The 14,395-nt window shown below is 71.0% G+C and carries 10 protein-coding genes; 9 read left to right on the top strand and 1 reads right to left on the bottom strand.

Annotated features, from left to right (window positions below; all coding sequences use genetic code 11):
* Positions 1–196 precede the first annotated feature (196 nt).
* From F1599_RS16425 to F1599_RS16465, 9 genes are all read left to right on the top strand, one after another.
* Positions 197–949, top strand: a complete 753-nt coding sequence (locus F1599_RS16425; protein WP_150083781.1) for a hypothetical protein — start codon at positions 197–199, stop codon at positions 947–949.
* A gap of 46 nt (positions 950–995) precedes the next feature.
* Positions 996–2,477 (top strand): PelD GGDEF domain-containing protein, encoded by a 1,482-nt coding sequence (locus F1599_RS16430; RefSeq protein ID WP_223819691.1) that lies wholly within the window; start codon positions 996–998, stop codon positions 2,475–2,477.
* Positions 2,470–3,609 (top strand): lipopolysaccharide N-acetylglucosaminyl transferase, encoded by a 1,140-nt coding sequence (locus F1599_RS16435; protein ID WP_150083782.1) that lies wholly within the window; start codon positions 2,470–2,472, stop codon positions 3,607–3,609. The genes F1599_RS16430 and F1599_RS16435 overlap by 8 nt, the downstream gene beginning before the upstream one ends.
* Before the next feature lie 2 nt (positions 3,610–3,611).
* On the top strand, positions 3,612–5,522 hold the full coding sequence (gene pelF / locus F1599_RS16440; protein ID WP_150083783.1) for a GT4 family glycosyltransferase PelF: 1,911 nt from the start codon (positions 3,612–3,614) through the stop codon (positions 5,520–5,522).
* On the top strand, positions 5,522–6,955 hold the full coding sequence (gene pelG, locus F1599_RS16445; RefSeq protein WP_150083784.1) for an exopolysaccharide Pel transporter PelG: 1,434 nt from the start codon (positions 5,522–5,524) through the stop codon (positions 6,953–6,955). The genes pelF and pelG overlap by 1 nt, the downstream gene beginning before the upstream one ends.
* A gap of 157 nt (positions 6,956–7,112) precedes the next feature.
* The gene (locus F1599_RS16450; protein WP_149316132.1) at positions 7,113–7,817 is read left to right on the top strand and encodes a response regulator transcription factor; all 705 of its coding nucleotides are present in this window, start codon (positions 7,113–7,115) and stop codon (positions 7,815–7,817) included.
* Complete coding sequence (locus F1599_RS16455) at positions 7,807–9,555, top strand: FecR domain-containing protein (protein ID WP_149316131.1); 1,749 nt, start codon at positions 7,807–7,809, stop codon at positions 9,553–9,555. The genes F1599_RS16450 and F1599_RS16455 overlap by 11 nt, the downstream gene beginning before the upstream one ends.
* Complete coding sequence (locus F1599_RS16460; RefSeq protein WP_223819692.1) at positions 9,545–11,956, top strand: CHASE2 domain-containing protein; 2,412 nt, start codon at positions 9,545–9,547, stop codon at positions 11,954–11,956. The genes F1599_RS16455 and F1599_RS16460 overlap by 11 nt, the downstream gene beginning before the upstream one ends.
* A gap of 157 nt (positions 11,957–12,113) precedes the next feature.
* Entirely contained in the window at positions 12,114–13,295 is a 1,182-nt protein-coding gene (locus F1599_RS16465) for a zinc-dependent alcohol dehydrogenase (RefSeq protein WP_150083785.1), read from the top strand.
* Here F1599_RS16465 and F1599_RS16470 read toward each other — a convergent pair.
* Entirely contained in the window at positions 13,270–14,388 is a 1,119-nt protein-coding gene (locus F1599_RS16470) for a LysR substrate-binding domain-containing protein (protein ID WP_190286382.1), read from the bottom strand. The two genes, F1599_RS16465 and F1599_RS16470, sit on opposite strands and share 26 nt — an antisense overlap.
* Between the last annotated feature and the right edge of the window lie 7 nt (positions 14,389–14,395).

The following is a 14,395-nucleotide window of genomic DNA, read 5'->3' on the forward strand; positions in this document are numbered from 1 at the left end:
GCTTGTGTGTAGCTTTTTTGTTGATGGTGATTCTACTGATTGCGTCGAACCGCGCGTGTGCGGCATGCCACGTTTGACAATTGTTGACATTCCCTTTTTGTACCGTTCGCTAGGATTCGGCTCGTAGTTACAAGATTCATATCCGGGCCGGGGGAGCGACGACGCCGCGTCGTCGAGGCAACAAAACGGGGAAACCATGGGGAAGCAAGACGCGGCACGCAAGGGGCCGTTGACGTCGGGGGCCGGCGCCACCGGGACGCCCCCGGTGGGCGGGCTGCATGCCGCGCGCGCGGATCGCGCGGCCGCAGCCGCTGCCGATGCGCCGCGCGAACGCCTGCTGCCTCCGGCGTTCGCCACCGCCATCGTGGCCGCGGTGACGATCTGTCTCGCGCTGATGTTCCCGCGCGAGCCGCTGCGCGAGCGGCTGCTCGGCGAAGGGCTGCATGCGGGCCGCTCGATGGATGGAGCGACGCTCGACTATCTGCGGGCCTGGCTGCGTGTCTCGCCGCCCGATGCCGCGCTGGTGGCGGAGCTGGCCGAGCAATTTGCGCGCGAGGGCCGGCTGGAGGACGCCGAAACGCTGCTGGCCGGAATAGATTCCTCCGTGACCGATGAGGTCGCGCTGCCGATGCTGCGTGCACGGCTCGATGTGGCGCGCCAACGGGCCAATGCCGCCGCGGCCGACATGCCGGCCCGCCAGCGGTATCGGTCCGAGCAGCGCACGCTGCTGCGGCAGGCCGCGGCCATGCCGGCAGCGCCTTCGGACCTGATTGCCTTCGCGGCGCAGGCGCGCGCGCTCGGCGCCGACGATCTGGAAGTCGCCTTCTATCGCGCCCTCGCGTGCCCGAAGCCTGCGCACGCCGCCCTTGCCGGGCGTCGTCACCCGGTCGCCCCGGTGCGGTCCGAATGGCGTGAAGCGCAGGAGAACCCGCGGCGGGTGCGCGGTTGATGCCGCGCACGCTGACAGCAGGCAAGTGTTGGATCCGGAGAAGCGAATGAGTGCAACGGCGATGGGCGACCGGCGCGCGGCCGCGGGCACGATCGGTCCGATCCACCGGGCGGACGATGTCCGTGCGGCATGGCTGGCGCCCGCCATGGGCGCCGGCAATACCCGCGGCGCCGTGCTGGAACTGACCGTGCTGATGACCGCGGCGATGGCGCTGTGCTATGCGGCGATGCCCGGCAATCCCTTGCTGCTCGACCTGGGCTTTCCCTGGGCCTGGCTGTTGCCGCTGGTACTGGCGCTGCGCTACGGCACGCTGGCCGGCATCGGCGCGGCGCTGATGCTGCTCGGCGGCTGGTTCCTGTTCCACCGGATCGGCGCCCAGGCCGGGGCGTTTCCGCGACCGTTCTTCATCGGCGGCACGCTGCTGGTGCTGTTGGCCGGACAGTTCGGCGACGTTTGCGCCAGCCGGCTGGCGCGCCAGCGTTCGATCCACCGCTATCTCGACGAACGCCTGGCGGCGCTGACCAGGCAACACTATCTGCTGCGCATCTCGCATGCTCGGCTCGAAAGCGATCTGCTGGCCCGGCCCACCACGCTGCGCGATACGCTGGCCCGGCTGCGCATGGCGACCGCCGAGCAGGCCGGGGTCGAGCCGCAATTGGCGGCGGCGGTACGCGGCGAGCGCTTGCCGCCCCGGCCCCTGGCCGCGGCGGTACCGATGATGCAACTGGCCGCGCAGGCCTGTCAGCTCGAGGCCGCGGCGCTGTATCCCTGCGACGGCGAGCGGGTGTTGCCGAAAGCCGCGGCGACGGTCGGACCGGGCTGCAGGCTCGATGCCGGCGATCCGCTGCTGCGGCGCTGTCTGCAGACCCGTCAGCTGGCGCATCGCCGCGCTGATGGCGGCGCTGGCGGCGATGGCGTGCACAGCCGCTACCTCGCCGTGGCACCGGTACTGGCCGGTCCCGATCGCCTGCTCGGCGTGCTGGTCATCGAGCGCATGCCGTTCCTCGCGCTGCATCACGACAACCTCGAACTGCTGCTGGTGCTGCTTGGCTATTACGCCGACGGCGTCGAGCATGCCGAGGCGGCGCGCGCGGTCGAGCGCGTGCTGCCCGACTGCCCGCACGAGTTCGCGCTGGACTATGCGCGGCTGGCGCGACTGCGGCGCGAGGCAGGCATCGCCAGCACCGTCGTCGCGCTGGCCTTCGGCGCCGACGAGCACAGCGCCGACTGGTTCGAACAGGCCGTGCGCAGCCGCCGCGCGCTCGATCTGGGGTGGGCCTGCGAGGGCGGCCCGCAACGCGTGCTGACGACGCTGATGCCGCTGGCCGATGGCGAGGCCGCGTCCGGCTATCTGCTGCGGATCGAACGGATGCTGCAGGCGCAGTTCGGCATCGATTTCGAACGGGGACGGATCGGCATCCATACTCTGCCGGTGCCCGCCGATGGCGATCCCGAACCGCTGCGCCGCCTGCTGCAGCGCTGCCAGGGCGGCGCCGCGCGGGGGCTGTCCGGGAGCGACGATGCTTGAGGCCCTGCTTGCCGTCGCCGGCGGCGCGGTGCAACTGGCCGCGCTGGCGGTGCTGCCGCACGGCAACGGCGCGACCGAGGCAACCGGCGCGCTGCTGGCGTATCTGGGCATGCAGGCGCTGGCGGCCGCGTTGCTGGCGATGCCGCTGCAGCGCCTGCTGTCCCGGCACGTTCGCATGCCGTCCCGCGTGGCCTCGCGCACGACGTCGGCGCATCTGTTCGTCGCCGGCGCGCTGGTTCCGCTGGGCGGCCTGCTGGTCGTGCTGCCCGGCATGGCGCTGGCCAGGCTCGGGCATCGTACGCCGGCCATCGGCGGCATGGCTTCCGTGGCGCTGCCCGAGTTCGCGGGCGCAATGGGGGCCTGCGTTCCTGATCGGCCGGCGAATCGGCCGGCGAATCGGCCGGACGCCGGCGACGATCGCGATCGCGCAGCTGGCCTGCTGCGGGCCGGCGCCGCCAACGCCGCCGCTTCCGATATGCGCCGCCTGGCCGCACTGGCGGGGCTGGAGGCGATGCCGGCGCGCAGCACCGGTCCGCTGCTGCGCGCGCTGCTCGAGGACAGCGTCGAGGACGTCAGGCTGCTGGCTTACGGCATGCTCGACGCCGCCGAGCAGCGGCTGACGCGGCAGATCCTCCAGGCGCAGGACTGCCTGCACGCCCTGGCGGACGGCGATCCGGCCGGCCGGGCCGCGGCGCACGAACGTCTGGCGCAGCTGCACTGGGAGCTGGTCTACCAGAACCTCGCGCAGGGCGACGTGCGCGGCCACACGCTCGAGCAGGCGGACCGCCACGCCGAGGCCGCGCTGCAGGCACTGTCGGAGGCGCCGGGCGCGACGACGCTGTACGTGCGCGCCGCCGACGGTTCCGGCGTGGCGAGCCCGGCGGCCGGCCTGTGGCAGCTGCGCGGACGGCTGGCGCTGGCCCGCCGCGATCCCGCCGCCGCGCGCGCCGCGCTGCAGCGTGCCATCGCGCTCGGCTTTCCGCGCGAGCGCGCCTGGCCGCTGCTGGCCGAGGCGGCCTATCTGGAGGGCGATTTCGCGGCGACCAGGGCCGCGATGCAGGGCCTGCGCCAGGCCGCGTCGCTGCCGGCGCTGCCGCAGCTTCAGCCCGTGCTGCGCTACTGGACATCATGAGCATGACCGCGCCGAACACGCCAAACGCGCCGAACACGCCAAACGCGCCCTTCGCAGCAGCCCCCGCGCCAACTGCTCACGCCGCCGCGCCGGACGCGAGGCGCGCGGGGCGCGCCGGGGTTACGGGGGGCGCGCGGGCCGCGCAGGTCGATATTGCGCTGCTGCTTGAAGGCAGCCATCCCTTCGCGAGGGCAGCCGCGCCGGGATGGGCCGAGCGGATGATCCGGGCCTTCCCGCAGACCACCTTCGCGGTCGTCGTGATCGGCGACCGGCGCGAGGCCTGCGGCGAGATGGCGGTCGCGCTGCCGGACAATGTCCTGCATCTGGAGACGCATTGCCTGCATGACGACGAACCGGCCGCCACGGTGCCGCGACAGCGGGCGGATGCACAGGCCTTCGCCGATGGGGCGCGCCTGCACGATCTGCTGCGCCAGCGCGGCAAGGGTATTAACGGCGTCGGCGGCAGCCACGGCGCCGGCGGCGTCAACAACCCGAACGGCGGACACGTGCAGGCAAGCGCCGCGATGCGCGAGCTGATCAACGCGCTGATGGACGCGCAGGGCGAGGAGGGCGAGGAGGGAAAGGAGGGAAAGGAGGGAAAGGAGGGAAAGGAGGGAAAGGAGGGCCGGCTGTCGGAACACGCCTTCCTGCACAGCCGGCCCGCCTGGGACATGATCGTCGAGCAGTACCGCCGCCATTGCACCGACACCTCGTTCTCCGACTACTTCTGGAGCGTACGCACGATGCACCGGCCGCTGTGGCGGCTGGCGCGGATCGCGGCGACGCTGATGCCGGCGCGCGTCTACCACGCGGCATCGACCGGCTATGCCGGCTTGCTCGGGGCGATGCTGCGCTACCGGCATGATCGCCCATTGCTGGTGTCGCAGCACGCGATCCCTGCGCGCGAGCACGGCATCGATTGGTTCCAGTCGCGCTGGCAGCGCGACAACCCCTATCGCGACCCGCAGCATCGCCGCGGCGGCAACGCCGTCGAGCACGATGTCCCGGAAACGGACTATTGCCGCGAGCTGTGGCTGCGCTTCTTCGAATCGCTGGGGCGCGTCTGCTACGAGGCGGCGGACGAGATCGTCGCGCTCTATGAAGGCAACCGCCGCGGGCAGGTGCGGGACGGCGCGCCGGCCAGCCGCACGCGCACCATCCCGAACGGCATCGATCTGCCCGCGCTGGCGCCGCTGCGCGCGCAGCGGCCGGAGCGCGTGCCGCAGGTACTGTGCCTGGCGGGCCGGGTGGTGCCGCGCAAGGACGTCAAGACCTTCATCCGCGCGATGCTGACCGTGGTCAGGCAGTGTCCCGATGCGCAGGGGTGGATTGCCGGGGCCGAGGACGAGGATACGGAATACGCGCGCGAATGCCGCGGTCTGGTGCAAGGCCTGGGACTGGCCGGCAACGTGCGCTTCCTCGGCCCGCGGCGCCTCGACGAGCTGCTGCCGCAGGTCGGCGTGCTGGTACTGAGCTCGATCAGCGAGGCGCTGCCGCCGGCGGTGCTGCAGGCGTTCGCCGCCGGCGTGCCGTGCGTGGCCACCGATGTCGGCGCCTGCCGCGAGCTGATCGAGGGCGTCGGCGACGAAGACATGGCACTGGGCGCGGCGGGCGCGGTGGTGCGCATTGCCGATCCCGGCGCATTGGCCCGCGAAGCGGTCGCGCTGCTCGGCGATGACGAGCGGTGGCGTGCCGCACAGCGCGCGGCGATCGTGCGCGCCGAGCGCTATTACACCCAGCATGCGATGGTGGCCAGCTACCGGCAGCTGTACCAGCATCTCGCAGCGAAACCGCACGCCGACGCGGGCGGACGTGCCGGCGTGGGCCGGCCGGCGTTGTCCCCGGCGACCATGTCGAATCCGGCCGGCGAACGGCTGCCGGCCGGCCGTTGCCCCTTCGCGGGAGCGCCATGATGGTGGACCTGACTTTCTTCCTGCGCGGCTTGCGGGACCGCAATCGCGTTGGCGGCACGCTGCAGGCCTACGGCTTCGCCAGCGTGCTCGCTTGCGGTGCCTGGGTGCTGGCGATCGCGGGCGTTCTGCTGATCGGCGTGCTCCGGCTGCCGACGGGATTGCCGGACGCGCAGGCCGTGCAGTTCCAGGTATCGGCGATCCATCTGATCGCGGTCAGCCTGATGCTGACCGGACCGCTGCAGCTTCATCTGGTCCGCTACGCCGCGGGCCGTCTCGGGGAAGATCGCGCAGAGGCGGTGCTGCCGGGCGTGCATGCGGTGGGGCTGGTGGTCACCGTGCTGGCCGGCCTGCTTGGCCCGGCGTGCGCGCTGTGGGCGTTCCCGCAGCAATCGGCGTGGTATCGCGCGCTGATGCTGGCGGGCTTCGTGCTGATGTGCCATGTCTGGATCGCGGTGACCTTTCTGTCCGGCATGAAGCAGTACCGCGCGATCGCCTGCGCCTTCGTGGCCGGCTATGCGGTGGCGGCGCTTGCCGCGCTGGCGCTGCGCGGCTTCGGCCTGGAGGGGCTGCTGGGCGCCTTCGTGATCGGCGAGCTGGTGTTGCTCGCCGGCACGGCGATACCGATCCATCGCGGCTATCTCTACCATCGCCATCACCGCAGCGACCGCAGCGACCGCAGCGACCGCAGCGACCGCAGCGACAGCAACCCATGCCTGCTGTCGTTCGAGCTGTTTGCCCGGCGCCATCGCCATCCGAGCCTGATGGCGATCGGCCTGCTGTACCCGCTGGGCCTCTGGGCCGACAAGCTGCAGTTCTGGTACCACGCCGGCACGGGGCAGCGCGTCATCGGGCCGCTGCATGCCTCGGCGATCTACGACGTCCCGGTGTTTCTGGCCTGGCTGGCCGTCGTGCCGGCGATGGCGGCGTTCGCGCTGCGCATCGAACGGGAGTTCGTCGCCCATTACGATGCCTTCGCCGACGCGGTGCGCGGCGGCGGCTCGCTGCAGCGGATCGAGGCGGCGCGCGACGCCATGGTGCGGGCCGTCCGGCTGGGCCTGTACGAAGTCGTCAAGCTGCTGGCGATCGCCGCGCTGCTGCTGTTCGCGCTGGGCCGGCCGCTGCTGGCGCTGTTCGGCATGGCCGACCTGTACCTGCCGCTGCTGCACGTCGACGTGGTCGGCGCGGGCCTTTACGTGGTGCTGCTCGCCACGCTCAGCGTCTATTTCCATCTGGACCGGCGCCGCGAAATCCTGCTGCTCGGGGCCGCCTTCGTGGCGCTGAACGTCGGGCTGACGCAGATGACGCTGGCGCTGGGTCCGGCGTGGTACGGCTATGGCTTTGCGTTCGCCGCGCTGATCGTGGTGGCGATCGCGCTGGTGCTGCTGGACCGCCGGCTCGAGCGCCTGGAATATGAAACTTATATGTTGCAGTAATGCGAATCGGGCGGCGAAGATAAGGCGGTGGAGCGCGGTATGGTGACCGACGCAGTTACAATTCGACACATCATTGCATTGACCGAACTCATCCCATCACGCCTGCCCGCGTCGCCGTGCCGGGCAAGCGGCGAACCGACCAGTCACTGAGAAGAACATGAATATCGCATCGGTCGAAGACGATCCCAGCCAGGCCGAGCTGATCCAGCAGATCCTGATCAGCGCCGGACATGCCTGCGACAGCTATTCGGGCGGCAAGGCCTTTCTGCGCGCGATGCGCGAGCGCTCCTACGATCTGCTGGTGATGGACTGGCAATTGCCCGACATCAGCGGCTATGACGTGGTGACCCACGTCCGCCTGCATTCGGGGCAGTACCCGCCGATCCTGTTCCTGACGAGCCGATCGCTGGAAGAGGACATCGTGATGGGCCTGGCCGGCGGCGCCGACGACTACATGATCAAGCCGGTGCGGCGCGGCGAGCTGCTGGCCCGCGTCGGCGCACTGCTGCGCCGGACCTATCCGTCCACCCCGGCCAACGAGGCCATCGTGGTGGGCGCCTATCGGCTCGATCCGGTGGCGCGCACCGCCAGCCTGAACGGCGTCGAGGTCGATATCGCGCCGCGCGAGTTCGATCTCGCGCTCTACCTGTTCCGCAACATGGACCGGCTGCTGCCGCGCGACGTCGTCGAGCAGGCGGTATGGGGCCGCTCGCTCGGCGCCAGCTCGCGCACGCTGGATACCCATCTGTCGCGGCTGCGCATCAAGCTCGGCCTGCGGCCGGAGAACGGCGTGCGGCTCGCCTCGGTGTATTCCTACGGCTATCGTTTCGAGCGCTGCGCGGAGCCCACCGATGGTGCGTGAGGGTGGGGTGGTGACGGCCACCGCGGCCAGTGCGGCTACAGGGGTCAGGGCGACCACCACGGCCACCGCGGCTGCCACGGCTGTCACGGTGGCCAGGGCCGCGGTTGCCGCATGGGCGCTGCTGGCGTTCGCGCCGGCACAGGCAGGCCCGGCCGGTGCCGATGGCGAGTATTTCCTGCATCAGGTCGAGCCGGGCGACACGCTGTTCTGGGTCGCCCAGCGCTATACCGGCCGCGCCGACGTCTGGCGCGAGCTGAAGGCGCTGAACCGCGTCGCCGATCCGTACCGGCTGCCGATCGGCACCCAGGTCCGCATTCCGCTCGCGCGCATTCCGGTGACGGTGGCGAGCGCGCGCGTGGTGTCGGTGGTCGGCCAGGCCGACGCCAACGGCGCCGCACTGCGGCCCGGCATGCGCGTTGACGAGGCGGCCTGGCTGCAAACCGGTACCGATGGCCTGGTCACCTTCGAGCTGCCCGACGGCACCCGCGTCGCGATACCGGCGAACACGCGGCTGCAGGTCAAGCGTCTGCGGGTGTTTGCCGGCACGGGTCTGGGCGATACCGTGATGCAGGTCGATCGTGGCGGCATCGAGTCGCGCGTCGCGCCGGGCGGGACCGGCGTCGGCCGCTTCGAGATCCGCACGCCGATGATGGTTACCGGGGTGCGCGGCACCCGCTACGCGGTCGATGCGGGCCAGCCGGACGACGCGGGCCGGCGCGCCAGCCGCAGCGCCGTGCTGGAGGGAACCGTGGCGGTGCGCGCGCGGCGCGCCAAGCGCATGGTCACCGCGGGCCACGGCGTGGCCGTCGGCAGTGCGGGGGACGCCGCGGTGTACACGCTGCTGGCGGCGCCGACGCTGAGCGCGGTGCCGGCGGAGCCGATCTACGCCAGCCAGGCCGAAGTGGGCTGGCAACCGGTCAAGGGGGCAATCGGCTACCTGGTTCGCGTGACGCGCGACCCCGAGCGTACCGAAGCCGTCTTCGCCGCCACGGTCACGCCGGCGGCCGCTGCGCTGACCGGATTGCCCGATGGCCCGGCCTATCTCGAGGTGCGCGCCATCGACCGGAACCGCATTCCGGGCAACGCAGCGATCGCGCCGCTGACGGTTCGGCTCAATCCGCCGGCACCCTATACGGTCGAGCCGGCGCCGCGCAGCACGGTGCACGGCACCGTGGCCGAGCTGCAATGGGCGGCGGTCGACGGCGCCGCCGAATACCGCTTCGAGATCGCCTCCGACGCCGATTTCGGCACGCTGGCCGCGCACGGCAACACCCGCGAGGCAGGCACGCAGCAGACGCTGGCGCCAGGCAACTGGTGGTGGCGTGTGCGCTCGATCGATGCCAAGGGGCAGGCGGGCCCATGGAGCGCCCCGGTGGCGTTCCGCCTGCTGCCGCCGGCGCCGGGCGTCAGCGTCGTCGAGGACAACGGCGGCGCGCTGCGCGTGCGCTGGGGCGCCGCGCAGCAGCCCGAGGCCTTCGCGCCGCTGGCCTACCGCGTGCAGCTGGCCGACGAGCCGGGTTTTGCCCGGCCCCTGCAGGATCAGCGCATCGAGTCGGACACCGCGGCGCTGCCGCGTCCGCCGGCCGGCGTCTACTACGTGCGGGTCGCCCGCATCGAGCGCGATGGCAGCGAGTCGCCGTTCTCGGCCCCGCAACGCATCGAAGTCCACGAGCATCTGCGCGACGGCACGGGGGCTCCGATCGGTACTGCCAGCGGCAGTGTGCGCCGTGGCGGGTAGCCGCATTCGCCTGCCCCAATTGCGCACCCAGCTGCGCACGGCCGCGGGCAGCGGCCTGATTGCCGGCTTTCATCGGCGCACGCTGATCGAATGGCTGGTACTGACGATGCTGGTGATGGTGCTGGCCGCGGTGCGCGCGGATTTCGGCGCGAGCCAGCGGCTGGACCTGGCCGTCTACGACATCGGCATCGCCGCGCAGCAGCACGCGCCGCGCGACGACATCCTGATCGTCTCGATCGACGATGAGTCGCTGTCTGCGGTCGGGCGCTGGCCGTGGCGGCGTTCGCTGCTGGCAGGGCTGGTCGATCGGCTGGCCGACGGCGGCGCGCGCGTGATCGGGCTCGATGTGCTGCTGGTCGAGCCGGACTGGCGCCATCCCGAGGACGACGAGGCGCTGGCGGTCAGCATGGCGCGCGCCGGCAACGTGGTCATTCCCGCGCTGGCCGAGCCGGTGCGCGACGGCTATCGCCTCAGCTATCCGCTGCCCGCGCTCGGCGCCGACGTCGGCCATATCAATATCGCCACCGACGTCGACGGGCTCGCCCGCCATCTCTTTCTGCAGGAGGGCCTGCCGGGACAGATGCTCGACCATTTCGTCGTGCGCCTGGTGCAGTTCGGGCAGCCGCAGCGGCCGCTGGACAGCTACCGGCAGGTGCCGGTCGACGAGACGCTCGCCGGCGAATGGCATCGCCGCCATCGCCTCGGTATCCCCTTCGCCGGACCGATCGGCACCTTCCGCACGGTGTCGGCGATCGATGTGCTCAGCGGCGCCATTTCGCCCGAGCTGTTCCGCGACAAGCTGGTGCTGGTCGGCGCGGGCGCGACGGGGCTCGGCGACATGTTCTCCGCGCCGCTGTCGAAGAACGGTGCCGGCATCAGCGGCGTCGAGCTGCTGGCGAACGCCGCGCAGGCGCTGCTCGACAACAACGGCATCGTGCCGGTGCAGCGCGCCTGGTACTGGGCGCTGACGCTGCTGCCGGTGCTGCTCGCCTGCCTGGCAGCGCTGTTGATGTCGCCGCGCGACGCGCTGCTGGTCAGCGCCGCGGTGATCGTCGGCCTGTTCGCCGCCAGCGTGGCGCTGATGCATTTCGAGCGGCTGTGGTTTTCGCCGGTGCCGGCGATCCTGGCCTGCCTGGTGTTCTATCCGCTGTGGAGCTGGCGGCGGCAGGAATCGGCGCTGACCTTCCTGTCGGCCGAAGTGGCGCGGCTCGAACGCGAGCCGGCGCTGCCGGGCGGCAAGAGCGCGCCGCCGCTGGCCGGCGGCACGCTGGACACGCGCATGAGCGCGCTGTACCGGATGATCACGCGGCAGCGCGACCTGCGCCGCCTGCTGTCCGACGGGCTGGAGAACCTGCCCGATGCCACCGTGATCTGCGATGCCGACGGCAGCATCCTGCTGGCCAATGCCGGCGCGGTGGCGCTGTCGCCGCGGCTGCTGTCCTCGCTCAATGCCGAGGGCGGGGCGCGGCCCTTGCTCGATACGCTGGTCGCCGACATCTTCGCGCCGCCTCAAGGCGGGCTCGATTACTGGGATCGGCTCAGGCGCGCCGCCGACAACGGCGCGGCGCCGACGCGCGCCGAGCGCGCCGGCGTCGAGCTGCAGACGCACGACCAGCGCGCGATGCTGTTGCGCGGTGCGCCGCTGCGCGGCAACGCGGGCGAGGTCGCCGGTTTCAGCATCAGCTTCATCGACATCACGCAGGTGCGGCTGGCCGAGCGCCAGCGCGAGGAAACGCTGCGCTTCATCTCGCACGACATGCGTTCGCCGCAGGCGTCGATCCTGGCGCTGGTCGAACTGCAGGCCGACCCGGCGCGCGCGCTCGAGCCGCCGGTGCTGCTCGAACGGATCCGCCACCACGCCGGCCGCACGCTGGCGCTGGCCGACGACTTCATCCAGCTCGCGCGCGCCGAATCGCAGCATCTGCGCTTTGCCGAGGTCGACCTGACCACGGTGCTGATGGACGCCGCCGATTCGCTGTGGGCGCTGGCGCAGGCGCGCCGCGTGACCGTCGCGGTGCAGACCGGCAACGAGGAGATGATGCTGTACGGCGAAGCGGCGCTGCTGATGCGCGCCGTCTCCAACCTGATCGACAACGCTGTCAAGTACAGCCCGCCGGGCGGCACCGTCACCGTGCGCGCCGGCCGCGTGCGGCACGACGACGGCAGCGATGGCGGTCTGATGGTGTCGGTCTCCGACCAGGGGCCCGGCATCGCGCCCGAGGAGCAGGCCCGCCTGTTCCAGCCGTTCAGCCGGCTGCAGGAGGAGGGCCGTCCGGTGCGCGAAGGTAGCGGTCTGGGGCTGCTGTTCGTCAAGACGGTGATCGAGCGGCACGGCGGCCATGTCGGCGTCGACAGCGCGCCGGGCCGCGGCACGACCTTTACGATCGCGCTGCCGGGCTGAGTGAAAGTTCTTCCCCCACATGTAAGAATCGCGCCGCCCGGTGCCACCGAAGGGAGACTTCGCGACGCACGACCGCTTGCCATCCCCGTGGAACAGCGCTTGCATTCCCGCCCCATGCGGCGCGACTGGCGTGCCGCTCTTCCCTGGGGAGCCCGCGATGAAAGCCCTTTGCTGGCACGGCAAGCACGATATCCGCTACGACACCGTTCCCGATCCCGTGATCGAGCACCCGCGCGACGCCATCATCCGCGTCAGCAGCTGCGCGATCTGCGGCTCGGACCTGCACCTGTATGACGGCTTCGTGCCCGGCATGGAGCACGGCGACATCATGGGCCACGAGTTCATGGGCGAGGTGGTCGAGGTCGGCGCGGAAAACCGCCGGCTGCGCGTCGGCGACCGCGTGGTGGTGCCGTTCACCATCATCTGCGGCGAATGCGATCAATGCCGGCGCGGCAATTTCTCGGTGTGCGAGCGCACCAACCGCAACAAGGAGGCGGCCGACAAGATGTTCGGCCATAGCACCGCCGGGCTGTTCGGCTACACCCATCTGACCGGCGGCTATGCGGGCGGGCAGGCCGAATACGTGCGCGTGCCCTATGCCGACGTGGCGCCGGTCAAGGTGCCGGCCGAGCTCAGCGACGAACAGGTGCTGTTTCTCGGCGACATCCTGCCGACCGGCTGGCAGGCCGCGGCGCAATGCGACATCCAGCCCGACGACATCGTCGCGATCTGGGGCGCGGGACCGGTTGGCCAGTTCTGCATCCTGTCGGCGCTGCCGATGGGGGCGAAGCAGGTGGTGGTGATCGACCGCGTGCCCGAGCGCCTGCGCATGGCGCAGCAGCTCGGCCCCGACCGCGTGACGCTGGTCGACTTCGAGAACCAGAGCGTGCTGGAAGCGCTCAACGAGATCACGCAGGGCAAGGGGCCGGACAAGTGCATCGACGCGGTCGGGCTCGAGGCGCATGCGACGCGCTCGCTCGATTCGATCTACGACCGCGTCAAGCAGGCCGTGATGCTGGAGACCGACCGGCCGCACGTGCTGCGCGAGATGATCTATGTCTGCCGGCCCGGCGGCATCGTATCGATTCCGGGCGTCTACGGCGGACTGGTCGACAAGATCCCGATGGGCGCGCTGATGAACAAGGGCCTGACGATCCGTACCGGCCAGACCCACGTCAATCGCTGGACTGACGATCTGCTCCAGCGCATCATCGACCGGCAGATCGACCCGACCTTCGTGATTTCGCATCGCGTCACGCTGGCGGAAGGGCCGTCGATGTACGAGACCTTCCGCGACAAGCACGACGGCTGCATCAAGGTGGTGATGACGCCGGCTTGAGCTTGCGTTTGACGTTGGGTCCGACGTTGCTGCTGGCGTCGCGCTGGACGTCACGCTTGTTGTCGGGCTTGCTATCGCGCTTGATACTGCGCTTGCTATCGCGCTTGCTATCGCGCTCGAAATCGAGCTTGCCGTCGCCCCTGGCGTCCCGCTTCCCCGCCGACGGCCAGCCTCCACCGCCCGGCGCCGCGCCGTCGCCGAACACCTCGCGGTGCCAGTCCCGCGTGACGTCCTCCAGCAGCGCAAGAAAGCGCTCCAGCGCGGGCAGCGCATGCTCGCGCCGCACGGTCGCATGCAGGTCGGCGTCGAGCCCGCGCGCGGCCAGCGGCACGTAGCTGACATCGTCGCGCCGCGTGGCCGACAGCGAGGCCGGCAGCACGCTGACGCCGACGCCGGCGCCCACCAGCCCCAGCACCGTCTCCGGGTCGATCGACTCGTGCATCACGCGCGGCTCGAAGCCCTCGCGCAGGCAGGCGGCCAGCACATTGCGGATCATCGGGCTTTGCATGTTCAGCAGCACGAAGGCGTCGCCGGACAGCTGCCGCAGCGAGACACGTGGCGCGCCGGCCAGCGGATGGTCGGCCGCCATTGCCACCATCAACGGCTGCGCATAGACCAGGATCGAGCGCAGGTCGCTGCGCGCCGCCGCGCTGCACGAAAACCCCACGTCGATGCGCCCGCGCGCCAGCGCCTCGTACTGCTGGTCCGGCAGCAGCTCGTGCAGCGTCCATTCGACGCCCGGATTGCGCAGCTGGAACTGGCGCAGCGTCAGCGGCAACGGGCCGTACATCACCGAGTTGATGATGCCGATGCGCAGATAGCCCTCCAGCCCTTCGGCGACGCGCCGCACCTGCCGTTCCACCGATTCGCAGTCGTCGACGATGCGGCGCGCCCGCGTCAGCAGCGCCTCGCCGGCCCGCGTCAGCCGCGCGCCATGCCGGCCGCGCTCGAACAGCGTGACCCGCAGCGCGCCCTCCAGCGACTTGATCTGCTGGCTCAGCGGCGGCTGCGAGATATGCAGCCGCTCGGCGGCGCGGCTGTAGTTGCCTTCCTCGGCGACCGCGATGAAATAGCGCAGCTGGCGGAGATCCATATGCGAT

The sequence above is a fragment of the Cupriavidus cauae genome, assembly GCF_008632125.1.
GTDB lineage: Bacteria > Pseudomonadota > Gammaproteobacteria > Burkholderiales > Burkholderiaceae > Cupriavidus > Cupriavidus cauae.